18 protein-coding genes are annotated in these 24,646 nt (G+C 44.5%); 5 read left to right on the plus strand and 13 right to left on the minus strand.

Annotated features, from left to right (window positions below):
- Positions 1–42: 42 nt before the first annotated feature.
- The 8 genes from AC3WTJ_RS25400 to AC3WTJ_RS25435 all read right to left on the minus strand — a co-directional run bounded on the left by AC3WTJ_RS25400 (position 43) and on the right by AC3WTJ_RS25435 (position 8,318).
- Positions 43–1,242, minus strand: a complete 1,200-nt coding sequence (locus AC3WTJ_RS25400) for an MFS transporter (RefSeq protein WP_492524307.1) — start codon at positions 1,240–1,242, stop codon at positions 43–45.
- A gap of 65 nt (positions 1,243–1,307) precedes the next feature.
- Entirely contained in the window at positions 1,308–1,967 is a 660-nt protein-coding gene (locus tag AC3WTJ_RS25405; RefSeq protein ID WP_492524189.1) for a hypothetical protein, read from the minus strand.
- Between the two features lie 193 nt (positions 1,968–2,160).
- Positions 2,161–3,459, minus strand: a complete 1,299-nt coding sequence (locus AC3WTJ_RS25410; RefSeq protein ID WP_492524190.1) for an ABC transporter substrate-binding protein — start codon at positions 3,457–3,459, stop codon at positions 2,161–2,163.
- A gap of 40 nt (positions 3,460–3,499) precedes the next feature.
- Positions 3,500–4,654 carry an efflux RND transporter periplasmic adaptor subunit gene (locus AC3WTJ_RS25415; protein ID WP_492524191.1) on the minus strand — a complete coding sequence of 385 codons (1,155 nt, stop codon included), beginning with the start codon at positions 4,652–4,654 and terminating at the stop codon, positions 3,500–3,502.
- A 42-nt stretch (positions 4,655–4,696) separates the two neighbouring features.
- Positions 4,697–5,557, minus strand: coding sequence for a carbohydrate ABC transporter permease (locus tag AC3WTJ_RS25420; RefSeq protein ID WP_492524192.1), 861 nt, complete (start codon positions 5,555–5,557; stop codon positions 4,697–4,699).
- A gap of 12 nt (positions 5,558–5,569) precedes the next feature.
- Positions 5,570–6,433 (minus strand): carbohydrate ABC transporter permease, encoded by an 864-nt coding sequence (locus tag AC3WTJ_RS25425; protein WP_492524193.1) that lies wholly within the window; start codon positions 6,431–6,433, stop codon positions 5,570–5,572.
- Positions 6,434–6,544: 111 nt separating this feature from the next.
- The gene (locus tag AC3WTJ_RS25430; RefSeq protein WP_492524194.1) at positions 6,545–7,633 is read right to left on the minus strand and encodes a sensor histidine kinase; all 1,089 of its coding nucleotides are present in this window, start codon (positions 7,631–7,633) and stop codon (positions 6,545–6,547) included.
- Positions 7,626–8,318 (minus strand): response regulator transcription factor, encoded by a 693-nt coding sequence (locus AC3WTJ_RS25435; RefSeq protein WP_492524195.1) that lies wholly within the window; start codon positions 8,316–8,318, stop codon positions 7,626–7,628. Before AC3WTJ_RS25435 ends, AC3WTJ_RS25430 begins: the two co-directional genes overlap by 8 nt.
- A gap of 262 nt (positions 8,319–8,580) precedes the next feature.
- Here AC3WTJ_RS25435 and AC3WTJ_RS25440 point away from each other — a divergent pair, with 262 nt between their 5' ends.
- The 4 genes from AC3WTJ_RS25440 to AC3WTJ_RS25455 all read left to right on the plus strand — a co-directional run bounded on the left by AC3WTJ_RS25440 (position 8,581) and on the right by AC3WTJ_RS25455 (position 12,643).
- Positions 8,581–8,985 (plus strand): Rrf2 family transcriptional regulator, encoded by a 405-nt coding sequence (locus AC3WTJ_RS25440; protein WP_127450345.1) that lies wholly within the window; start codon positions 8,581–8,583, stop codon positions 8,983–8,985.
- 71 nt (positions 8,986–9,056) lie between these two features.
- Positions 9,057–9,194: a hypothetical protein gene (locus AC3WTJ_RS25445; RefSeq protein WP_492524196.1), complete on the plus strand. Its 138-nt coding sequence runs from the start codon at positions 9,057–9,059 to the stop codon at positions 9,192–9,194.
- Between the two features lie 132 nt (positions 9,195–9,326).
- Positions 9,327–11,291, plus strand: a complete 1,965-nt coding sequence (locus tag AC3WTJ_RS25450) for a glycosyltransferase family 2 protein (protein WP_492524308.1) — start codon at positions 9,327–9,329, stop codon at positions 11,289–11,291.
- Positions 11,292–11,335: 44 nt separating this feature from the next.
- A complete protein-coding gene (locus tag AC3WTJ_RS25455) occupies positions 11,336–12,643 on the plus strand; it encodes a nucleotide sugar dehydrogenase (protein ID WP_492524197.1) in 1,308 nt (435 codons plus the stop codon).
- Between the two features lie 55 nt (positions 12,644–12,698).
- On the opposite strand, the gene AC3WTJ_RS25460 is transcribed toward AC3WTJ_RS25455, so the two are convergent.
- Complete coding sequence (locus AC3WTJ_RS25460; protein ID WP_492524198.1) at positions 12,699–13,643, minus strand: glycosyltransferase family protein; 945 nt, start codon at positions 13,641–13,643, stop codon at positions 12,699–12,701.
- Between the two features lie 100 nt (positions 13,644–13,743).
- Positions 13,744–14,484, minus strand: a complete 741-nt coding sequence (locus AC3WTJ_RS25465) for an SDR family oxidoreductase (protein WP_492524199.1) — start codon at positions 14,482–14,484, stop codon at positions 13,744–13,746.
- Positions 14,485–14,658: 174 nt separating this feature from the next.
- Between AC3WTJ_RS25465 and AC3WTJ_RS25470 the strand changes: the two genes are divergently transcribed.
- On the plus strand, positions 14,659–15,240 hold the full coding sequence (locus AC3WTJ_RS25470; protein ID WP_492524200.1) for a TetR/AcrR family transcriptional regulator: 582 nt from the start codon (positions 14,659–14,661) through the stop codon (positions 15,238–15,240).
- A 49-nt stretch (positions 15,241–15,289) separates the two neighbouring features.
- Here AC3WTJ_RS25470 and AC3WTJ_RS25475 read toward each other — a convergent pair whose 3' ends face one another.
- From AC3WTJ_RS25475 to AC3WTJ_RS25485, 3 genes are all read right to left on the minus strand, one after another.
- Positions 15,290–16,978 (minus strand): methyl-accepting chemotaxis protein, encoded by a 1,689-nt coding sequence (locus AC3WTJ_RS25475; RefSeq protein WP_492524201.1) that lies wholly within the window; start codon positions 16,976–16,978, stop codon positions 15,290–15,292.
- 165 nt (positions 16,979–17,143) lie between these two features.
- On the minus strand, positions 17,144–22,510 hold the full coding sequence (locus tag AC3WTJ_RS25480; protein ID WP_492524202.1) for an S-layer homology domain-containing protein: 5,367 nt from the start codon (positions 22,508–22,510) through the stop codon (positions 17,144–17,146).
- Between the two features lie 486 nt (positions 22,511–22,996).
- Complete coding sequence (locus AC3WTJ_RS25485) at positions 22,997–24,595, minus strand: sensor domain-containing diguanylate cyclase (protein ID WP_492524203.1); 1,599 nt, start codon at positions 24,593–24,595, stop codon at positions 22,997–22,999.
- Positions 24,596–24,646: the final 51 nt, after the last annotated feature.

Consider the following 24,646-nt stretch of genomic DNA (forward strand, 5'->3'; position numbering starts at 1 on the left):
CCTCTCCTTACTATGTAAGAATCGTACCACAAATTGCTAGATTCAGATAAGCTCTTTTTGCTTTTTTAAAATGAGGTACAAAATGAAACTGCACACGGCGCAGATCGCCGCGCACAACCCGATGAACCCATATCCGGTCTGGAGGCCGCGAATCAAACCGATTTGCGTGTCCGATCCAACCCCGTTTTTGACCAATTCAATAACGCCGCCAATGAGATAGTTGCCGATGACACTGCCGACGCCCATGAGCGTAACCGTGAATGTAATGGCCGTATCGGTTCCGTTCGGGTATCTTTTGGCAATAAAGGCCATAACGGTTGGATAAATCATCGCGATACCGATTCCCGCCGCTGCGAATAGGAAGGCAAGCGGTTCTCCGCCCACTATGGCACCAAACGTGCATAGCGCAGAAAATCCAGAGAAAATAATCAGCGACAAAATGAATCCGATTTTATCCGTAATCGGACCCAAAATTAACCTTGCAAGCGTAAAACAGAGAAAAAAGGCAGAAAGCATGCCGGAAGCCTTCACATCTTCCCACTTGTACGCTTTCTCCAGGAAATTGACTAACCACCCGCCTACCGCGAGTTCCGATACAACGCCAAAGGAAAGAATCAGGACCATGAACCACAGAACTCGATCACGCATCAGTGTTTTCAAAGGAACCCGGTCTTCATGGGCAACTTCATCGGAAGGAAAAGAGCTGCGCAATGCAAAAAGGATGGGAAGTATGGACAACGAAAGCATGGCCACATACATGCCGCGCCAATCGAGCATATGCCCGAATACGCTTACAGACATAAGTCCTGTTGCAATCAACGGAGCAACCGTGGAACTAAGTCCATAGAAGCCATGCGTGAGATTCATCATCGTTCCCGTATTTTTCACAAAGATTCTCGCCCCCAGAATCGCGAGTGCAATCTCCAGCATCCCGTTGCCGATATACATGAGAAAATAGGAAGAGGAAAATATTGGAAAACTATTGGATAAATAAATACACACACCTGACAGGATCATCACGCCAAAAGCAGCGATACTGACGATTTTAATTCCCCATAGGCGGGTTAAAAAAGCCGTGAAGGAGCAAGCGATGAGATAACCCAGCGCATTGAGAGACAGCAGTGTCCCAAGCTGCGATTCATTCAGCATAAAATCGAATTGAATGCGCGGGATCGCGGGTCCCTTAATATTTTCTGAAAAGCCAAACACAATGAAGCCTAGAAAAATCGTAGCCAGTTGCATGGCGTAGACCTTTTTGGACTGTTCCAAACGTTGTTCCACGTTGTTATTCCTCCATGCAGCTTAATTCATTTGAAGTCGCCAATATAATACGCAAAGATAGGTTCAATCGGTTTGAAGTACAGATAGCCGTCTTCTTCCCAAGGCTGGAAGTGCAAATCCATGCGCGAATCCTGCCAGTTCTCCGGAGTTCCCTTCGTTGTCAATCGACCGGGTACCACCGGCTCTTCGATAACTTTTGGAAATTCTTGATAGCCAAACAGCAGGTTCTCGTGCATCGCAATGATCTCGTATTTGTCCCCTGTGAACGACCGTTCTTCCTGAAGCTGATAATGATAATAGATATAACTGCTGATCATCTCAGGTTTCAGATGCGCAACCCTCCCGACGCGTTTCTCTACCCGATCCTTACGCAGCCAGTGTTCGTAATCAGCCGGCTCATTAAAGTGAAACACGTCAATCATAGGAATCCACTTGCGCGGTTCCGCATGACCAGGCCAGTCCTTCAGATAAGGGACAGCTGCACCGGCGATTTCATCAGGACTTAACCGGCCGTCTATACACTCATAATAGAGGAATAGACTATTTCTCCACACATAAGCAGCAGCGGTCATTAACTCACCTTGCACGATGCGTTGTTTGGCCTGCTCACTTCTTTCCAAAGCTTTTACACCCGCAGATCCTTGCCCCTCTTGAAATTCCGCTCGATAGATCATTCTTGTAATCATTTAAACTCTGCCTCAACTTTCTATGAGATCATGATCAACAAAACTGATTATACCACTGTTAGCCAAAGCGTGGCGCGACAAAAAAAAGACCCACAGCGATGTGCTGAGGATCATTTATACGAAAAGCCATGACATTCAATTTTCAATTGATTGTCATGACTTTTTATATGCAGGTACTGCTCTGTCACGTATCCTACTCGTTCAAGAAGGTTGTTGCCTTGCTCTGGATCAGCTTTGCTACTTCCAGCGCAGTCTTTTGCTCACCAAAGAAAGCTCTAGCCTCATCACCTATCATGGCAATTACACTACCGTCTACCATGGGATAATTATCTGCAGTACTTAGGAGCTGTTTGAACTTTTTGAATTCTTCATCCGATACCTTAGGCACTTTTCCGTCCTTTAGCTTATACGTACCGCTTTTCACCTGCTCCTGAATGCTGTTTAATGTCTTCTCATTCACAGACTTAAGCAGCGAAAAGCCCTCTCTCTCTTGCAGAGACTGCCCCTCTTCCGATAACAAGAAGGTAATTACCTTCCAAGCCTCCTCTTTCACCTGAGACCTGGCTTGAATCGCAAGTTGGGTCGAGGTAACAATCCGGGTTCCACCTGTTTGCTCGGGTTTTTGCAGCAGCTTCGGATTGGCGAAAAACTGGTGCAAACCATCTATAAAATCTACGGGTGATCGCAAAACAGTAGAATAGAACATTTGCTTGCCTACATCAGCAGGTTCCGAGGTCATGACTTTGTCATTATACATTTTCTTAATTTGCTGCATCGCTTCAATGAATAAAGGGGAGTCAAATGTTGCCTTTTTTGCATTATGGTCAACAAATTGTGCGTAATGATCGACCATCATTTCTTGCAGTAGAATTTCTGGCGGATCATTGGCTAACGCGTAACGTCGCTCCGTGCCGCTTTGCCCCATTTTCTTCGAGGTCTCCGCAAACTGCTTCCAGGTCCAATTCTTATCATCAACTTTCGTATTTCCAAGAATATCTCCATCACCGACGAAAGCCCGCAAGAAAAAACCGGAAGGAATCGTATACAAACCTCCATTTAACTTTAAGGCATCCAAGACATTTGTTTGTAAATCACTTTTATTCACTGTCTGGTCTTGTTGCATGTTGTCATTCATGTTCAGCAGAAGCTTTTTGTCCAAATAATCGCCGATCGGCAGTGAACTGATTTCGAAGATATCTGGCCCTTTTCCTGATAGCAGAGCTGCATTCGTCGTCTTCTGGTATTTCTCATACTCATTTGTAAACTGAATTTGAAGATCGATGTCAGGATATTTTTCTTCAAACTTCTTCTCTACTGTCTGGTAATAAGGATTTGCCGCTTGTAAAGCCATCGTAACGACAGTTTTCCCCTTTGCCGCCCCTGATCCTGTGACCTCCTTGCTTGCCGCTGAGTCATCACGGCTTCCGGAACTGCACGCTGTCGCTACCGCCATTAAAAAACTCATAATTATGATTGATTGACACTTCTTCATCGTATGAATCCTCCTATTTCTCTCTCAGTTGCATGCTTAATTACTCTAGACGTACTCGGTTTCCATCTTGTAAAGGCTCACTGCTCTCCAAGATCACCATGTCTTCCTCATAAAGGCTATCGGATTGAACCATCGAATCTTTGTTATTTCTTTCGCTGTATTGCAACCTGACTTTACGGACTATGAATTCGTTGCCCAATGCATTTCTCATCTCTTCCAATTTATAAACGAACATACCGTCTCGATCCTGATGAATCGCTTCATTCGATAGCATCCAACCCTCTTCACGCGACCGCTTCTCGAGCTTGATTCGAACCTGCTCACCCCCCTTCAATTCAGCATCAACGACCTTCACGCGAAGAACCTTCTGAGGCACTAATATCGTCTTGCCTGCTTCTCCATCAGAGGAACTTACGGTTCGAGGTTCTGCATCCGCCATTTCATCAATTGTTCCGTTGATGAAACGCGTATAGGGTTCTTGATCAGCATGTACTTCGACCTCTATTTTCTCTCCTGCCGACATTCCTAAGCTGGTCAGAAGAGTTGAATCGACGGATAGATTGAAACGGTAGCCAAGGCTGTTATTCGTGATAAGAATCTCCGGTTCTCCCCCCGAAACCAACCCTTCCGTAGCATTGACCTTCGTTATGAGGCCATCGAACGGAGCCGTCATTTCCTTATGGGCTGCCAGTCCATCTCTCAATTCGTTAATTTTGCGCTCCTGCGCAGCAAGATCGAGCTTTCTCGTCTCAAGATCGCGCCTTGCCGTTCGAATCTTGATGTCATCCCCGTCCATGGCCGACAGGATGAACTGATCTTGCGCATTCTGAAGCTCGATGTTTTGCTTGTCCAGGTTGGTTATAGCATCTTCCAGCTCATGTTCGGCCGCTTTGCTGTCATAACGGATGAGCGGTTGCCCTTTTTTTACAGGATCACCTCCTTTAACGAGAATCTGCTGCACTTTCCACCCGGCCGTATTCGACAATTTAGCCTCATAGAACGGTTGTAGACTGCCGCTGCCTTCAATTGTAAATACGAGGCTCCCTTTCATCGGCTTTTCCGTTCTCACTTTCGGTAATGCTAACGACTGCAAGGTATTGCTGAATAGCGAAAAGAACACAAGTAATCCCATAAAAACAAGGAATACGACTTGAATGCTTTTCTTTCGGCCAAATACAGCCGGCTCCTTCTCCAACCCCGTTCCCCCTTTCTTCTCTCGAATAAACTTTTCGCAAGACTAACCCTTGAGGCCAGACAATTGAATACCTTCTATAAAGTACGATTCCGCGTACAGAAACAGCAGCACCATCGGAGCCATATAGAGCACGGATGCAGCAAAAGCAATCCCTGGCTCGCCGCTTATCCTGGATAAATACACGGATAATGGCTGCTTGAACGGATCTTCCAGAAAAACGATCGGCTGCTCCACCATGTTCCAATAGTCAACGAACAGAAGAAGAATTAGGGCTGCCAAACCCGGCGTAATCATAGGGACAATGATGGTGTAGAAAATCCGCAAATGACCGGCTCCATCCATCTTGGCCGCTTCCATATAGGCATATGGAATTTCCAGCATGAACTGTCTAAGCATGAACACTCCGAAGGCTGCGAAAATACCTGGTAAAATGATCGCACTCGGACTATTCAAAAGCCCCAACTTATCCGCTATCATATAATTGGGCACCAGAGTCACTTGAAACGGCATCAGCATCGTAAAGACATATACGAGAAACAATGGCTCTCGCCCGCGAAATCGCAGCTTGGAGAAGGCATAAGCAGCAAGCGATGCTACCAAGGTCTGGCCTGCGATAATCGGTATGACCATAAAAGCCGAATTCCAGAACATTTTCAAATATCTAGGACTGCCTACTAACACCTTGCCATACTGTTCCAAAGTCACTTGATCCGGGAGTAATTTGATATTCACGAAACGAGCCGCTTTGTTCATCTGCCCAATAGGACTGTAGTTGATGCTGATTTCTTGGGCAGTCATTAATGAATTGGTAAAAGTAATAACAATAGGAAATAACAACACGAAGGCTATGACGCCCATAACAATCGTTAACGCAATTTTTCTCAGGATACTAGCAACAAACACGACTCCTTCCCCCTACTCCATAAACTGCCGATACCGGCGCTCTAGTATAAACATGCCTATGACGATCAGAAGAATACAGCCGGCCATCAAAATCGCTGATGCAGTCAGCTTTTGAATATCCAACGACGTGAACATGTTGTTCATATAATGCTGCAGCATATAAATACTGTCATGCGGATAATCACCCGCAATCAGATACGTTTCCCGGAACACTTTAAACGAATTAATGATCGACATGATGACTACAAAAAACATGGTGGATGTTAGATAGACCATCGTAATACTGCCAAACTGCCGTAAGCGCCCAGCGCCTTCGATTTTGGCGGTTTCGTAATAATCCTTCGGAATTTGCTGAAGTCCCGCTAAGAAAAGAATCACGTTATAGCCGATGTTCTTCCATATATACACAACAATGATGACCGTTCGGGCATCATCCGTTTTCATCCAGTCCACACGTGCGATCCCGTAGCTGTTCAACCAGGCATTCAAAGAGCCGTTCCAGTCCAATAAAATCTGCCAGACAAGCAGTATGGAAGCGACAGGAACGACAAGCGGCAGCACATATGCCATACGAAGCCAGTTACGAAAATAAATATTCTGGTTTAACAACAGCGCCAAGCTAAGCGAAAGCACAAGCATGAGCGGAACACTAACAATACTGAAGTAAAACGTATTGAAAGCTGCCTTCCGGAAGGAGTCGCTTGCAAGCAGCGCACGGTAATTATCCAATCCCACAAAGCGGCTATCTACCGTACCGTCCATGAAGGAATTGTACAAACCCATAGCAAACGGGATCAGGTAGAATAGCGCAAATCCGATACCGCTCGGCGCAAGAAACATCCATGCCGCTGAAGCATCCTTACATAAACCTTTCATCTACTCCCTCCTCTCTTACATGTAGATTAAGATGAACTTTTAAAAAAAAAGCAGGGTAAAACTTAAAGTTTTTCTAAAGTCAGAAAAAAAACACCGCCTTGAAAGGCGATGTCAACCTTGGGGTATACGGACTTCAAATAGTGTACGAATTAAATTGCTTTGAACTGTTATTGTGCCATGATGCTGCTCTACAATATTCTTTACGATAAACAGGCCTAAACCGGAGCCGCCTTCTTCATGCGTTCGGGCCATATCCCCCGTAAAAAACATATCAAAGAGATGCGGCAGCTCCTCCTGCGGAATACAATCTCCATAGTTGACCACTTGGATCACAGCCTCTCGACCGTCCGAATGGCCAATAATATCGATAAACAGCCCGTCTGCACCATAGCGAATGGCATTCGTCAGAAGATTCTCAAATACGCGTGCAAGCAGATCTCCGTCACCCCAAACGAGCATATGCGGTGTCATTTTCATTCTGATTAATAAGTTTTTTTTAGTTATGACAGGAAATAATTCCTCCGTTAATTGGATGAGAAGCTCATTGAGATCGATCGTTCTTGTTTCGAGAGGAAGCCTGCCATAGTTCATTCGAGCGATTTCAAAAAGCTCGTCAATCAGCCTTTCTAACCGTTGTGCTTTGGTGTAGGCAATGCGTGTATAGTGATTCGTTTGATCGCCCGTTAGTCCATCCGATTGAAGGATAAAATCCAAATAACCGATCACAGAAGTCAGAGGCGTACGCAAATCATGAGCCAAATTCAGTACCAATTGCTCCTTGCTGGTTTCCGCAAAATCGCCCCTTTCCATCGCTTGTTGCAGCTTCTCGCTTGCCCGATTAATGTTTCTCGCGACATCACCGAATTCATCATTGGAGGACAGGCGAATACGGCTGTTGAAATCACCTTTCGCGAGCTGGTTAATTCCATTGGATATGACATGAAAATAGGTCGCATATCGTTTCGTGAAGAGATAGAAGAAATAAAAGGAGAGAGGAAGAAAGATGAGCAGAAAGAAATTGATATCCCCGATATCTCTTATGAAATAACGTACTTTCGTTAAGGGATTTTCATACCTGGTCGTGTAGTAGTAAGATTGAAGGACTTTAAAAAGGATGTAAGTGATTACCGCTGATATAGACATACTTAAGCCAAACCATAAAATCATTCTAAATCGAAAACTCCGGAACATGCTAGCCATGGAATGAGTACCCCACCCCCCAGACGGTTTTTATCCGTTTGGTTTTATGCACGTCTTCCTCCAGCTTTTTCCGCAGAGAGCGAATATGCACCATGACCGTATTGCTGCCCTCATAATAAGTCTCACGCCACACTTGTTCGAAAATATGTTCCGAGCTAAACACTTTCTTAGGATGTCGGGCCAACAGGTGTAAGATATCAAACTCTTTCGGAGTTAATTCAATGGGTTGTCCGTATAAAAAAACAGTACGTTCTTCGGGATAGATGAACAATCCACCAGCCTCCAAAACAGGTCTAGCTGTTTGCGTCGACTGATTGAATTGCTTAGATCGCCTCAACTGCGCGTTGACTCGCGCTACCAACTCCATCGGGTTGAATGGCTTGGTCACATAATCATCCGCCCCTCTTACCAATCCCGCAATCTTGTCGAGATCGGACGTTTTGGCGCTTAAAAAAATGATAGGGAAGTGATGCTTCTCTCGTATCTGCCTGGTTACTTCATAACCATCGTGCTTAGGCATCATAATATCCAAAATCGCCAAATCAATGACATGCGCGTCACAGACAGCTATAGCCTCCTGACCGTCAGCTGCTTTCAAACATCGATAGCTCTCTTTCTCTAAATGAAGTTCGATAAGATCGGCAATCTCCGTCTCATCATCAGCTATCAAAATGGTAATTGACATCCTTCTTTCCCACCTCTATAAATTTTTTCACTAGTCCAATAGCAGCTATAGCCAGCCGCTCACTCAAGGATAAGGAAAAATATTTAAGAAGATATGAGTGTAAAAATTAAAACTTTCTTAAATTGTTAATGACAGAGGGGGGTGAATATATGTAGCGTATACGATAATAGGTGTCACTGCCATGACCATGGAGAAGCTAGAAGCTCATTTATCTGCTATAATGGGGTAAACATCAAGACACTTTCTTCGCGAGGTGATCGTCATGGTTAACACACGTCTTTCCGTTGCCATTCATATAATGGCTCTAGTTCATACGAACCCCAAGGCTTCTTCGGATATGATTGCAGGAAGCGTCTCAACGAATCCCGTTGTCATTCGCAGAATTACCAGCATGTTGAAAAAATCCGGCTTGCTATCTTCAAGAGTAGGCGTTGCGGGGTTTGCCTTGACCAAAAGTCCAAGCGAAATCACCTTATATGATATCTATAAATCCGTCCAGTTGGAGTCTGAGATTTTCAATATCCATGATAATCCGAATCCAAATTGTACGGTCGGCAGGGAAATTCAACAAACTTTGGACGTGACCTTTGAAAGTGTGAAAGCAGCCATGGAAAATGAGCTTAGAAATAAAACGCTACAAGATGTTATTTATCATATCTTCAAGTAGTACAGGCTTTTTTTCGTCTATGTTGTAACAATAATTATTACAGAATTCGAACCATTTTAGGAGGAAAAACAATGAAAATCGCCATCATCGGCGCCGACGATTCATTAAGGGATTGGACTGCAAAAAGAAGCTCGCCAATTCCCATTCTAAACTTGAGAAGCCTGTTCCATTCTAAAATGGAGCAGGCTTTTTTCTTTGGAGCGTGCTGATCCTGGGCTCTACCCAATTTCTTCTTTTAGCATCAGATCAGGAACCAAACTATTCAAATTTAATAAGATAGTAATACAAGCATTTATGGTAGAGGAGATTCCATGTAGTGAAAGGGGATTGCCTTGGTGATTATGAATAAAAAACCTAATGAGTTGATTACTGTCCTTATCCCTACATTTAACCGTGCACATTATTTGAGTGATGCGATTAAAAGTGTGATTGCCCAAACCTACCAAGGGTGGAAGCTGATCATACTCGACGATGCTTCGACAGACGGGACGCCTCAAGTGGCAAGCGCCTTTCTCGATGATCCACGCATTCAATTCGTTCGATTTCAGTCGAATCGAGGGACCGGAGCTGTATTGTCGGATGGGCTGAAGTTAGTACGCACCCCCTATTTTATCATTTTGGATTCCGATGATTGGTTAGATATACGAGCACTACAGATCTTGCTTGATGAGATGAATAAACAGAATGAATCAACTGGACTTGTGTTTGGCAATACGGTTTTCTGGACTGAAAGTGAAGACGGTATTGGAATAAAAGGAGTGCAAAAACATAAATCATTCAAAAACAAATATGAGTTTATGCTGTATCGTCCTATGATTTTCCCTAGATTTTTCCGCACAGAAGCCGTACGTGCCGTAGGGGGATTCGAACTTGATGATCCGCACAAAGGACGCTATATGGAAGATCGTTATCTTTTATTGAAAATGATTAACAAATACCGGTTTCATTACTTAGATTGCCATTTATACCATCATAGATCACATGAAGCCAATATTTCGGGAATTCGTAACCGTCATTTTTTCGAAGAAACGCGCCGCTATGTTTATACGAAAATGCTGCAACTATGGGGCAATGAGTACGAACCCGTCTTTGAGTATTCCTATGGCGGGTGGCTGCATCTGCAGAAGCTGCTCCCGATGTCTGCTCATAGAACCCCCTTGCAGTCAGATTCTTCCTCCACATTAACTGCTGTTTCTTCTACTGCCCCCAAGGTTACGGTTGTCATGCCAACCTATAATCGTTCCGCATTTATCCAAGCCTCAATCGAGAGTATCCTTATCCAAAGCTTGAAAAAATGGCATTTACTTATCATTGATGACGCCTCTACGGATCATACTGAGGCAGTCGTAGCCGAATATCTTCATGATCCCCGAGTTACTTACGTAAGGCGACCCGTGAACGGCGGTATCGGCCGGGTGCTGAACGATGCATTAAAACTTATTGAAACTCCCTATTTTATGCAGCTAGATGCCGATGATTGGGTAGAAACTCATACACTGGAAACCTTGCTTGGCAGTATGGAAAAAGCAAGTCCGGATACTGCCTTAGCGTATGGAAACTCCATGCTTCACAATCGAAAGAAAGATGGTTCTTATGTATCTACTCCCCAAATGCACCGAACATTTGATAGCAAATTTGACACGCTGGTCTATCGATGGATGGTCATCCCTCGCTTTTACCGGACATCGGCAGTTCGACAAGTTGACGGATGGGATTTGAATGTTCCTTTTAAAGGACGGCACATGGAAGACAGGCAAATGTTTTATAAACTAGCAGAGAAACATCGTTTTTTATATGTAGATCAATTATTTTACAACTACCGCTTGCACGGCACGAACCTGACCCTATCCAATGTAGAAAAGTATGCTGAAATACGGACTTATCTAGTCCAATATTTTTTTCATAAATGGAATGGCCCCAAAGAAACCGGGTGCGTGATGGAATGGCACAATAACCCATGGGGGTGGCCGCAATTTACTATGGTTCCCATCAAACAAAGAAAAAAGTACACCTACTATTTGGGTGCACGCTCATACAGCGAGCTTACGCCTAAGATTATTGAGCACATAAGAAAAAAAGAGAAAAAAAACCTGCAAAAACGCTCTATCGTTATTTTCGCCCTAGATCATGTAAATATAACAGGAAAGTATATCAAAGGGTATTTATTGAAAGACCACGTTCAAACTACGAAGCATGAAGAATGCTTTTTCCCTTTACCAGAGAGCGATGTCTACTTATATAATGACAAGATGCACAAAGAGGCTAAGAGACTATTATCAGCAATTGGCTGTAAACTTGTCACTTAGTCCAAACTTTTTTAAAAAACCTCGTTTGATTGGAGGAACTTTAAGTGAATAACGTCGAGCAAGCTTCCAAACGGAGTCGGGTCGCCATCATAGGGCTCGGGTATGTAGGGTTGCCACTTGCAACGCTGTTTGTGAGAGGTGGATTCGATGTAACCGGGTTCGATATTAACCGAGAGACTGTTCAGAAACTTCATAATAAAGAAATATCCCTCTCTGGATTAAATGAACAAGAAGCTCGTTTCCTTCACTCATCCGATCATTTCACTGCGACGTACGACCCCAATGACCTCTGTGACGCTCACGCAATCATCATCTGTGTTCCAACACCACTCACCCCTAACCGTCAACCTGATCTTCAGTATATAGAAGCAGCAGCCGACACCGTCAGGAAAATCCTTAGAAGGGGACAACTTGTCATCCTAGAAAGCTCAACATATCCCGGAACCACTAAGGATATTGCGAAAAGAATAGTTGCAGGAACGCCTTACGCCATCGGATCAGACGTATTTATCGGATACTCGCCTGAACGTATTAATCCCGGTAGTACAGAATTGCCTCTAGAAAACATAGCCAAGTTAGTAAGCGGAATGACACAAGCATGCTTGAATCAATTACAGTTGCTATACGGCAAGGTATTTAAAGAATTAGTCTCCGTTTCTAGTCCGGAAATCGCCGAAATGGCCAAACTGCTAGAAAATGCCTATCGATTCATTAATATTTCTTTTATTAATGAACTCGCGGTTCTCTGCGATTCCCTGCATATCAATATATGGGAAGTCATTGAAGGGGCTCGTACGAAACCTTTCGGTTTCAACCCGTTTTATCCGGGATCCGGCATCGGCGGTCACTGCATACCAGTTGACCCGCTTTACTTGCAATGGAAACTGGAACAGCTTGGCCTTGAATCGAGTTTTATCAAAGCATCCGACAGCATTAACGAATTCATGCCCGTCTATATTGTCAAAAGAATCGATGAAATACTAAAACCTAAAAAAACGCTTAAAGACGCAGCTATACTTTTATACGGAATAACTTATAAGAGTAATGTCGCGGATGTACGCGAATCATCAGCATTAAAAGTATTCCAGCAATTATTGGAGTTCGGAGCGAAAGTTAGTTATCACGATCCATACGTGAATTCGGTTCATGTTGGTGGGACTTACCACCAAAGTGTGGAGCTCACACCTGATGTCCTGCAAAAAGCGGATTGCGTGGTCATATTAATGCAGCACCATAGTATGCCAAAGACGGAGATCCTGCAGCACGCTGCTTTCATTTATGATACTCAGAACATCATGGATCCCAATCATAGCCTTCCCCACGTCTTTCGACTAGGGGAGGGCTTTCGATAAACCAAATAACACCTTTACGTCATTCCGGAGAGGGATGACATAAAGGTGTTTTAATTTAGATGCGTTTAGATTTATTGCTGATGATCTGTTCGACAATTTCAACGAATTTCATCGCACGATGTTTAACTGTATGGCGATTATGAACAAGTTTATAACCCGCTTCCGTAATGCGATTGCGAGCCTCTTTATTTTTTAAATAATAGTCTGCTTTCTCTTCAAAATTTTGTTCCGTTACCTTGACGAAATGGACCCCAGGTACAAAACCTAAGTCGAGCAGCTCTTTAGACGCAGAGGAAAGTAACAGCGTACGACAAGCCAGCACTTCATAATATTTACGCAGCGGATAGTGATAAATCGAATCGCAGGAAAGAAAGATTTTGGCGCGGTTGATCGCACGTGCATATGATTTATTTACGAGTACTTTCTTCTCTTCGTCAGCAGTAAAACTACGATATCCAGGATGCGGCTTATGATAAAATCCTTTTTTCGACTTCATCTTATTCAGCATCAAGTTCCTAAGCGGATACACTTCCGCTCTCGTGCTGCCTAACAGCATAATATCAATATCTTTCTTGAGTCCATAGTCGCGAAAAATAGTTGTGTCTACAAAGTGGGGAAACCAATGCATCTTGTTGACAAACTCCGGGAATTGCACATGAAACGGATCGCGATATATAGAGAAAATAGTGTAGATATTGTTCGCTGTAAAAAATTCTTTACGCTCATCAATGTTGTAATGGGTATCGTGTACGATGGCACCAAGCGGGATGTCGATCTCAGCCAATCCGTCAATAGGCGGACAATGTTGTTTTCTAATATCGTTTAAGAGAATAAAGTCCGGCCGCTCGGGAAGTTGTTTAATAATATCGTGAATGTGTCCTTTCTCGTGCCAGACAAAGAGTTGAACCAGTTCAGATAAGGCCTGTGAAAAATAATGAAAACTCCGTTGTACATATTGGCTGAAATCTCCCGTAATAAACAAAACTTTGCATGTATTCACAGCAGTTCCCCCTTTCATCTGCACAGCTTCATCTTATGTCCAAGCCGATAAAAGGTTCCATTTTGCTCGGAGAAACGGGTGCCTATTTTGCTGGAAATGATTAAGCTAAAGCGGTCGGTCTAACCATAATTTCACTGACAAGTGTATCATCTGGTTCGTTAATGGCGAATGCAATGGCTCTGGCAATGCTCTTAGGAGAAATCCCCAATCTGCTTATTTGACCGGCTATCGCCTGCACTTCAGGGCTCGTAATGCTATCAAACAATTCGGTTTTCGTCAGACCCGGAGCAATCACGGTCGATCGGATATTAGAAGCCGCGGATTCTTCAAGCCGCAGTCCTTCCGAGATGGCTCTTACCGCGAACTTGGTAGCCGCGTATACAGCCGATGTTGGTGACACCTGATAACCGGAGGTAGAAGACAGATTGATGATATGCCCCGACCGCTGTTCCCTCATGGCAGGCAGTACTGCGGCGATACCATATAAAACGCCTTTGATATTCACATCGATCATTTGATCCCACTCGGTTACTCTTAATTCATTCATCCTGGAGCTCGGCATGACGCCTGCATTGTTCACCAGTACATCGATGCGGCCATATACACGCAAGGCAAACTTGGCCAACTGCTGCATATCTTCAGCCGAAGCGACGTCGGCTTTTACAGAAACAGCCTCGCCACCAGCCTGTTTGATTTCGTCCACAATCGCGTGCAAGCGTTCCTCTCGTCTGGCGGCCAATACCACCTTTGCGCCATGTTGCGCCAACATTTTCGCTGCAGCTTCACCTATTCCACTGGATGCTCCTGTAATAATGACCACTTTACCTTGTACATTTTCCATCGTTAAACACTCCTTCAATGTTGAATATATGAAACACGTGTTGAATATTTAACGGCCGTTGATTAATATTATAGACAGAAGCTCGGATTACTCAATGGTTGATTGATGCGGATTTGTTAGATATCCAACATCACGCTTCCGATTGTTGATTATCTGAAAGGAGGTAACACTAAGTTGGAGAACGTAGTTAAAACCGACCGCCGCATTCTCAGAACGAAGCAAGCCATCACCAAGTCGTTTCTGGAACTTTTTTCAGAAAAAGATTTTGAACAGATCACCATCAACGAAATCGCCGAGCGCGCCAATGTGAACCGCGGCACCATTTATCTGCACTACAGTGACAAATACGACCTTTTGGATAAATGCATCGAAGATCATATCAACGAATTGATTTCGCTCTGCACGAAGCGGGAGAATCCTTCGGTTTCGCAAGGCATGGTGCAGGAGCCCAAGCCGATTTTTGATTATTTTCGCGATAACTTTCCCTTCTTCTCCGCCATGTTTTCCAATCAAAGAGTTTTTCTTTTCCGGGAACAACTGCTGAATTTTATCTCTGTCAATCTGATGGTTAAAATGAAAAAGCCGGACACTCGGCCCGACATCGATCTTGAGCTGAAAGCGCAATTCATGGCCTCTGCTTTCATCGGCATTGTAGAGTGGTGGATACGCCATCAAATGCCGCATTCCACTCAGTTTATGGCCGACCAAGTAAAGAATTTATTTGAAAATAATCAAGTCTACCTGGCTAATAAATAAAAAAAGGTGCCCTCGCGCCAACATCTTGGCTTAAGGACACCTTCTTGTTTTAAACTTTAAACTGTCTAATTATGACATGCAGATCTTCGGCAATCGCAGATAAATTTGCAGCTGAGGACGAAATATCCTCCATGGATGCTAATTGCTCCTCGGCTGACGCGGATGCCTCTTGCGTTCCTGCAGCAATATTTCCCGAAGCTTCGGAAATGAACTGCATGGCATGAACCAATTGTTCCGTGCCCGAGGCTGCATGAAGAACCGCAGATGAAACTTCTTGGATTTGAGTTGACACTTCATGGATAGCCGTATCAATATGCTCGAACGACTCTCCTGCCGTATGAACCACTTCGATGCCTACAGCTACTTCCTTCGTTGTAAATTCCACGGATTGAACAGCCTTAGCTGCCTCCTCCTGAATCATACCGATTAATTGAGAAATACGCTCAGCGGAATTGGCCGATTGTTCCGCTAACTTACGAACCTCATTCGCAACAATCGCAAATCCGCGTCCTTGCTCTCCTGCTCTAGCTGCTTCAATCGCTGCATTCAAGGCCAGTAGATTCGTCTGCATGGAGATGCCGGCCATTACTTCAATAATCTGCCCAATTTCTTGGGAACGTTCGCCTAGACCTTTCATATTTCTCGATAAACCATTAACGGTCTGATGAATGGCACTCATCTGTTTACCAACCTTCTCTATGGCACCCCCTCCTTGCGCTGCCTTCTCAGCCGCTTCCATAGCCGCATCTGTGACAGAGTGCGCATTTCTCGCAATTTGCTGCACACGATCGGATATTTCGCTCACCGTTTCTAAGGTTTCCTCCACACTTTGAACTTCTTTTTCAGTACTCGACGCAATATCTTGCATCGTGATGGAGATCTGCTCTGTGGCATGACTCGTTTGTTCAGCACTTGTTGTTAACTCTTCCGCTGCTGCAGCCACTTGCTCAGAATTTATTCTCACTTGCACAATAATATCACGCAAGCTTTCCGCCATATCATTCGAAGCGTGGATTAATTGTCCGATTTCGTCCTTCACATTCGTTATCATTTTATCCTCCGTTAAATTGCCTGCAGAAATGGATTTCATTCTGGAAACAACTTTAATAATCGGGGATACAATTTGATTGGCAATGAAAAGAGCCAGTATTACTCCTATGATTATGGCGATGATAGAAAAAGTTCCAATATTCAACTCCAAACGGTTTCCGCTGGATAACAACCCACTTCCCAGTTCATGAATCTCCGATTCTCTGGTCAGCGCTAATTTGTTAAAGCCTTCGTCAATTTCACGTCCTGTAGAAGTTACTTCATCTTTTAAAATTTGGATCGCCAATTCCTTATTGCCGCTGTCGTAAGCAGGAAATAACTTTTGTTCAATTACCTGTCTCCACTGAACACTTTTTGCTACTAGATCTTTCGCTTCTTGCGAAGTCGTTATGGCTAAAAGTTGCTCCTGGTACTCCTTGCTCTCTTCCGTAGTTTCCAAGAATCTTTTTTTATAATCCGGGTCCCCAAATAGGATATAACCCCTTACCAAGGCAATACGTTTTTGTATATTTCCGCTTAGCTTTTCATCAATAACCAACTTCGTGACATCACTCGTTACGATTTGTTTGACACTCTCATCGAAAACGGTTACATGCGTGTAAATAAAAACGGACATTACAACGAACAACACCAAAACAGCCGAGAAACCAAGTAAAATTTTAAGACGTAAACTCTTCAATTTCTTCATTGTCAGCTCTCCATCACTATTTTGTATTATATATACGACAGATTATATGATACATCTTTTACCACTAAAGATAAACTACTTTTTCAATCTGCAGTCATCCATTCTTTCATGAAAAAACGATCGCTCCTGGTTTCTGAAAACCAGAGAGCGATCGTTGCAAAATACTTATTTTTTATTTTCCATTGCTTTGAGCAACGTCGCTAGCATCTTAGCTGCTTCAGCTCTAGTTGCACTCTTAGCAGGTGCAAATTGGTTGTTCGGCAATCCGTTAATAATCCCGGCTTGCTGCGCGAATTTCACCGCTTCAACCGCATAAGAGGAAATACTCGTTTCGTCCCCAAACTGATTCGGTGTTACGCTGCTTTCCAATTTATATCCAACGAGATTGGTTAATCGAATCAGGATGACAGCCATTTGCTCCCTGGAGATGTTCGCATTTGGAGCAAAAGATTCTTCGTCGATCCCATTGACGACTTTATTTTTCTCCGCCCATGCAACGTACGGCGCATACCAATCGGTAGACTTAACATCCGCGAATGTACTGTTTGTATATGCGGATACATCGGCACCAGCGGCACCTGCGATAAGTTTTACAAATTCGCCACGCGTAATTTCATTATTCGGAGAGAACTCATTGTCGCTTACTCCGCTGATAATATCTTTGCCAGTCAGATAATAAATATCCGATTTTGCCCAGTGCTCATCAGCATCTTTGAAATCAAGAATTTTTTGCGACGTCAGCATGTACTCGGCTGCTGTTGTAGTTGTGAACGGAATCGCTACGTTTCCGTTTTCGTCTACAGTAAGCTCGGATACGAGTACAGGAGCTTGATCCGCGGAATTTACCGCGTAGAAGAAGAGCTTTTTGCCCGCTTGCTCTTGGCTCGTCGGGATCTCAAGCGTCATTTTCCCCGGAAGAGCTCCGTTTTGGTTGAGAGACAAGCCCATAACAACTTTCTTTGTATTAACTTGAACAGGGGTCGAAACTTTTCCTGCGGGAGCTTGATTTTTGACGTTAACACCTAAGTCTACGTCAGCATTAGGATTCGTGATGTCAGAGCCAGTGACTTTCCATTTGTAGCCGTTGCCCTCGAACGTTATCGACGCGTTCTTGTCTTTCGCGAGCTCCGCGAAGACGTCGGATTTCACGATGCTGTCCTTGGTGAGATCGACATTCGGTTTCGTCGGAGGAGCGATCACGATCGGACCGGAATTACCCAGGTTGCCATTGCCTGAATCCTCATGGCCTGATGCCGGAGGCGTAGGCGGCTTAGCGATGATTTTCGCGATGGCCGTGGCATTCAAACCGCTAAACGTAGCTGTAATCTCTTCATCGCCTTCGGCATCCGCGATGATAACTCCCTCATCTTGCATGTGTGCCTTCCCGTTCTTGAAGCTGAAAGTAACGTCCTTCGCGTCAAGGGCGTAAACCACGCCATAAGCGTTAGTCGCTTTAATTGTCGGGATGAACGTGTCGCCAACTTCCGTTTCCGCAGGAACGGACAATTCAAGCTTGACCGGTTGAACGTCCGTCGGCTTAACTGTCTCGACCGAAATCGAATTGCTCTTTCCGCCGGATGTCGCCGTAATGATTGCCGTACCGGAAGACTTTGAAGTGACAACGCCATTTGCATCCACAGAAGCAACGTCTTCGTTACTGGATTTCCAGTCAATCCCAACTAATTTGCGGTTATTGATTTGAGCCAAGTAATTAGAAGGATACTCCCTGAAGTCCCCGAACAAATCCATTTGGACTTGGGATCCGATTACTGTGTTCATTTTGCCCGAGATTATCGCGTCGTTATGAATGTAAACCTTCGTCAAGAGAGGGTCGAAGGTGTACGTCATTTTACCTCCTGAAACCGTCATCTTACCTGTGCCCAGCAAATCTCCATCGCTATGCGGGAGGTATGTCTTGTCGGCGCCGTTACCTGTAATGATGTAATTGACTCCGCCAACTTCCCAATTTTGAAGAGAGTGCAAATGTCCGAAAATGCTGTAGATATCCGCATCTGGATGCTCGAGCTTGTAGTTGCTTAAAATAGACTCGTATTTCGCGGCGTCCTTCGGATCCATTTCATGCTTGGTGCCGAATGCGTCGCGCGTAATTACATGGTCAAGAACGATAATGTTTTTCTTCGTATTTTTCTTCAAAACTTCTTCCAACCAATGGAACTGAGTGGAATCCGATAAGGTAAGACTTTGGATATATGCCGAGTTCAACATGATGATCAGCGTATTCCCATAATCGAAATGCATCGTCGGAGAACCGAATTTCTTATAGTAGATATCCAAGGTATTCTGGAACGCTTCATGATTACCCGCCAATACGAAGAACGGTTTAGAATCTGCGGCCCCGAAATACTTGTTGACGAAATCCGATGCTTGATCGTATTGCAGTTGAGAGCCATCATCTACGATATCGCCCATGTGCATGACTAATGAAGTATCATCCGCTGCAACCTTAGCGAACAATTTATCGGTAAAGGCGTTGCCTTGCGTATCCGGAATCAGCGAGATTTTGAAGTTATCTCCATCTTGCGGTTGCGGAATCGAGGCCACAGTCAATTGATCCTTATAAGTCGGCATGGCGTTCCCGGCTTTATCCCGAGCATTGATTCTCAAGGCATACTCGCCATTCGCTAAGTCACTTGTTGGTTCGGCATATCCCCAACCCGTGTTGGCGTCATAATATACAGGCAGGTCGATATTATTCATCTTAACGGAAATGCTTCCCGGATCTACTTGCGACTTGCTGTCCAATAGTTTGAACGTGACCCTCGGCGTCGGAATTTTGACCTTAACGTCCTTCGTAGGAGTTACGTCTGTCATCGTAGGAGCTTCCTCGTCCGGAGTCAAATCCACGTGATACGTTTTGTCGATATATGGAACGGATTCGTTAGGGGTTAACGCTTTGTCGTAGGCATCTACGAATACTCTGTAATCCCCTTGGGTTAAATTGTCTAACTTGAAGCTAAGACGACCCGTGGTTTTATCATACATGTAATCCTTATAATCCACGCCATTGATTTTAACCGTGATTCTGTTCTCGTCTACCCCGGAGAGACTATCGGTAATCGTCGTCGAGAAATCAAGGGTGCTGCTGAACAAGCCATCCGACGAAGGACTTGTCTCGGTAAACTCCGGACCGCTTGTATCTGTAACCTCGTCCGTATAAATAAATTTCATATCATCGAAATAGACCGTTCCGGAATAGGCCGGCTTCGATTTTGTTGTCTCAACCATATATACATAGTTAAGTGTAATCGGTAACGTCCAACCTTCTGGGAATGGAACTTCTAAATACTTCCAACCAACCCAGTTAATATCGTCTGTTTCCGTTGTTAGGTCAAGTGTTTTATCTGCTCCACCTGATGAATCTCTGAATATCGCCCTTAACCAAGGAGCCTTGCCGTCCCCATACACCCACATTCCGAATTTTTTCGGATAAACATCAGTCTTATACGTGGCAAGCATTTGATCCGCAAGAGCATCAGACCATTTCGTGCCCTTATACCAGTGCGGGATCCAGTTCAGCGTTCCGTTCGAATTTTTGTTTGTCCACTTGCTAAGGTCATAGTCCATTTTAAAACTTTTGCTTCCCGAATGCTTAACATCCGTCGAGATGCTCAAGTACGGGCTTGTTCCTGCGCTTCCCGCATATTGGGAAACACTATTATAACCGATTCCGCTTAGATGGTAACCTTCGATCGGGTACGTCTCGAAATTGTCGATGACCTGCTCTTTGATGCCGACTGTAACTTGTGTTGTTAACGCCTTACCCGCAACCGTTGCCGTAAGCGTTGCCGTTCCGTTACTATCGTTGGAAGTGACCAAACCGCTCTCGTTCACGGTACCGATACTGCCGGAAAGGCTCCAAGTTGCCACGGATGGATCGATGTAAACTTGTCCCCCGCTTGCATCGGTAGCGACAAATCCGAACTGCTTTTTCGCATTATTGTTCATAACTACGTTGGTGCTTGTCAAAGCTAGGGTAGCCACAGCATCCACGACCGAGACTTTCGCGCTCCCCTTCACGCTGTCGACTGTCGCGGAAACTTCTCCCGTGCCGGTTCCGGTATTCGCGATATAATGGCCGTTCGGGTCGACACTTCCAATGGTCGACGCCCAAGCTGCGGGACTGTTGCCGCTGGAGATCGGATTGCCGAATTCATCCGCCAAACGATAGGAGAAATCGTATTTCGAGCCGGTGTAGAGCGTCACGTTCTTATCGACGACCACGTTGCCGACCGTCGTGCCTTTCGTCGCCGTACTGACGAATAACAAGGAGCTGGAAACGAGTCTCGAACCATTGACATCGCTAGGTTGGCTTATCGTCACCGGACGATCGCTGCCCGCTTGGCGTACGATCATCTCCGTCGAACCGCCGCCGTCCAGATTAAGCGCATTGACGGCTCCCGCTTCTAATAAATATTTCCCAAGATCGGGAAGACCTGTTCCTATGCTCCCCGTATAGCTGGAGCTCGGCTTGTCTACGGTTACCACGACAAGGCTTCCGTCCGCCTTCAGGCCTAATGCCGTACGCGCGTTAGCGGCCGGATCGCCGGTCGTCACCGCTACGCCGTCACGAACAAGCCAAGCGTTAGAGGTGATTGAAGTCTCGATATTGTTGTTCAAAATATCTTGGTTCGCGGCATCATTGCCTACGTGTAAATCATATTTAAAGCTAACTTCGGCGTTAGTCTGCAATGCCTGGACGATAGGTTTCGATGTGCCTACGCCTTCCAGAACGACATAGTTGTCGGGAATATCAAAACCTTCCGTCGACGTTACGTTAACGACGGTTCCTGTGTATGTTTGCCCTGGATGAACGCCGTCGAAATTGTTGTTTACACGGATTAATGCGAACACGGACTTGCCTTTGTCGGTAGCGTAGTTATGCGTCATTTTACGCGTTTTCGTAACTTTGCTCGTATGGATGACTAAAGCGTTATTGACGGCTTGATTTCGGTTAAGCAGATTGACGTTGTAGACAGCCCCCGTAACCGTGAACTCTCCTTCAGCATGAATTTCTTTAATATCGGGCTTATTAGCGCTATCCATATAAAAGCTGATGCGATCGTTATCGCCCGGCGCCTGGCTTACAATCAGCTCGCCGTCCTTCATCATTAACCCTAGCGGATTTCCGGATGCCGGATCGATATCGTAAAAATCGCCGTCGACTCCCGCAATGACTTGATTGCCTTTCAAAATTTCCCGATTTGCCTGATCGCCGATTGTTTCCACGGCACTGATGGTATCGTATGCCTTGGCCGTGATGATCCTCGTGTTTGCATCGGCCGGATTAATATCCAGACGGTTAACGACGACGCGATTGTTCGGTTTATAGTAGTTATTGTATTCCTCCGTAGTAAAGTGGACGCCGGAGGATATTTTCTCGCTTCTCAGTACGTTGACGTCGCCCGGTGGAGCCGCATGGGCCGTCAAAGCGCCAATGTTTGATAAATTCAGTGCCGTCGCGAGTGCCAGCAGCATGGCTGGAATTTTTTTGTTTCTAATAATTCTTTTCATACTTCTCTCCCTTCAATCTTGTAAGACGATTACGAGCAGCTAGAAGAATTGAATATAGATGAAGCGCTTAATTTACCGAGCCCTACTTTTCCCTACTTCTTTTTCCCTCCTAACTAACCTTTTTACAATACGGTACTATAAGACTTAACAAAGTTTCGTTCAATACATTCAAAGGAAGAGAAACATGTTGAATTTGTAAAACTGAATGACGAATTTTCACATACACTCGTATTCATTTAGTCCTTTTTACGCAAAATCGAAGGGATAGAACGCTTGCGTTGGTCAATTTTTCTCATGTTAATTTTGCATATGCAGGATAATTTGCATGCTCATTTGTGACTTTTTATTGAACATATAAAGTTTATGTAAACTATTTCTTTGATAAAGGTGTGAAATTTCAAATGATAAAACCGCCTACTATTCACCAATATTTACAAAATAAAAAGGCTGTCCACAAGGTAATTTACCTTGTAAGACAACCTCTGTTTATTTCGTATTCCCTACTCCTTTACGGGCAACAGAAATCGCATTCTTCCCGCTCCTCTTCACCTCATACATGGCCTCGTCCGCCTTTTGCAGCAACCCTGTAAGATCCGAAGCATGGTCGGCGAATAGACTCACTCCAGCGCTAAAAGAAACGGGAATCGACTTCTTATGGATGCGAAATGGATTGGCAGAAAGCGGGGATAAGCGAGAATGTGCTTCCTCGTACACTTGCATGTGGGCCGAATCGAAAGGCATCAACAGGACAAATTCGTCCCCGCCGATTCTTCCCGCTAGATCTCCTGGCCTTGCATGCAGTTCCAACAAATCCGCGATATGTTTTAAATAGTCATCGCCAATCAAGTGCCCATGCGTATCGTTCACGGTTTTGAAATTATCCAAGTCTATTAAAATGAGTGCAAACGGCTCGCCCGCAGCTATTTTAAGGTTCGCATGCTCCTGCATGGCAGCCCGATTCAAGAGCCCCGTGAGTGGATCATGATAAGCCAAATGGCGATACTTCCTTTCCGACTCAACCAGCTGGCGTTCCGTAGCTTTCAGGGAGGTGATGTCCGTCATATTCAGGATGACCATCCCTTCCTCCGCCCCTTCGATATTCTCCATGCTGACAATCATATCCAACTGCGCCTGATCTTCAATGTTCAGTTTCATTTCCCACTGCCTATTCTTGGTTTCATTCATCTGAAACTCGTTCCACCGATCTTTGAAACTCGTATCATCGTAAAACGATAGACTTGAGATCACATCGATGCGCTCCATGTCTTCCGTAAGTAAGCCAAACAAACTCTTCGCGCGCGGATTCATCTCTTTGACAATCCCCGCTAGATCCAGAAGGAAGATTGCGGTCGGAGCGGATTGGAACAAGGTGTGAAACAGATCGCGGTAACTGGGCAAAAAGTCGTATTTCGTAATGAGCCTTCTAAGCGACACCACCCACAGAAGAGTTCCAGAAAAATAAAGAGCAATAGAAACTGAACTCGTAATAACGGCTAGAGACAGAACGAAAGTCACAATAAGTATCCAGGAAAAAAGCGATAGTAATCCCGCTAAAAGCCTTATGAGCATCTTTTTACGTTTCACAAGTTGGGTAGTCAGCCAGGCAATTAACAAAATACCTACGGATAATAAAATATAACTTCCTACAAAAAAAACCGCTAAACCAAGCATAAGTGGGCTTAAAGGACTAGGTCCATCTACCCTTGGCTGATAGAGATGTTGAGGACCAAAGATCAGCAGCATCAACGCCAAAGAAAGCAGTGGAGTTACATATATCCATAAGACAAATTGTCTTATTGTCGAACTCGTCTTACCCGCAACAAGCACACTAAGATGCACAAGGTTGCTAATCGTTAATAGCAGCATAGGAGCATTCCAAAAAAGCACAATCAAACTCTCATACTTCGGAAAAAGCGCTGTCTTGATATATTCACCTAGAAAATAAAAGAGTAATGAAAGCATAAGCAGCGAGGCCACGCGGTTCACCAGGTTTTGTTTATTCCGGGCATACATGGAAATAGCCATATAAAAAAACATGTAGGACGGTAATAAAATCGTCAGAAAATCAAGCGATATTTCGTTCATCTGGAAGTCCTTTTCATGGAGATTAACCCTATTATTTATCGTTTAATGTTA

This window comes from Paenibacillus sp. FW101-FHT12H11, assembly GCF_058790355.1.

Coding starts and splice junctions, on each gene's coding strand:
- AC3WTJ_RS25435 (WP_492524195.1), bottom strand. CDS start 8,318: ATGTCAATTACCATTTTGATAGCTGATGATGAGACGGAGATTGCCGAT.
- AC3WTJ_RS25400 (WP_492524307.1), bottom strand. CDS start 1,242: ATGCAACTGGCTACGATTTTTCTAGGCTTCATTGTGTTTGGCTTTTCA.
- AC3WTJ_RS25475 (WP_492524201.1), bottom strand. CDS start 16,978: ATGAAGAAATTGAAGAGTTTACGTCTTAAAATTTTACTTGGTTTCTCG.
- AC3WTJ_RS25410 (WP_492524190.1), bottom strand. CDS start 3,459: ATGAAGAAGTGTCAATCAATCATAATTATGAGTTTTTTAATGGCGGTA.
- AC3WTJ_RS25485 (WP_492524203.1), bottom strand. CDS start 24,595: ATGAACGAAATATCGCTTGATTTTCTGACGATTTTATTACCGTCCTAC.
- AC3WTJ_RS25450 (WP_492524308.1), top strand. CDS start 9,327: ATGAATAAAAAACCTAATGAGTTGATTACTGTCCTTATCCCTACATTT.
- AC3WTJ_RS25465 (WP_492524199.1), bottom strand. CDS start 14,484: ATGGAAAATGTACAAGGTAAAGTGGTCATTATTACAGGAGCATCCAGT.
- AC3WTJ_RS25430 (WP_492524194.1), bottom strand. CDS start 7,633: ATGGCTAGCATGTTCCGGAGTTTTCGATTTAGAATGATTTTATGGTTT.
- AC3WTJ_RS25405 (WP_492524189.1), bottom strand. CDS start 1,967: ATGATTACAAGAATGATCTATCGAGCGGAATTTCAAGAGGGGCAAGGA.
- AC3WTJ_RS25425 (WP_492524193.1), bottom strand. CDS start 6,433: ATGAAAGGTTTATGTAAGGATGCTTCAGCGGCATGGATGTTTCTTGCG.
- AC3WTJ_RS25440 (WP_127450345.1), top strand. CDS start 8,581: ATGGTTAACACACGTCTTTCCGTTGCCATTCATATAATGGCTCTAGTT.
- AC3WTJ_RS25480 (WP_492524202.1), bottom strand. CDS start 22,510: ATGAAAAGAATTATTAGAAACAAAAAAATTCCAGCCATGCTGCTGGCA.
- AC3WTJ_RS25445 (WP_492524196.1), top strand. CDS start 9,057: ATGAAAATCGCCATCATCGGCGCCGACGATTCATTAAGGGATTGGACT.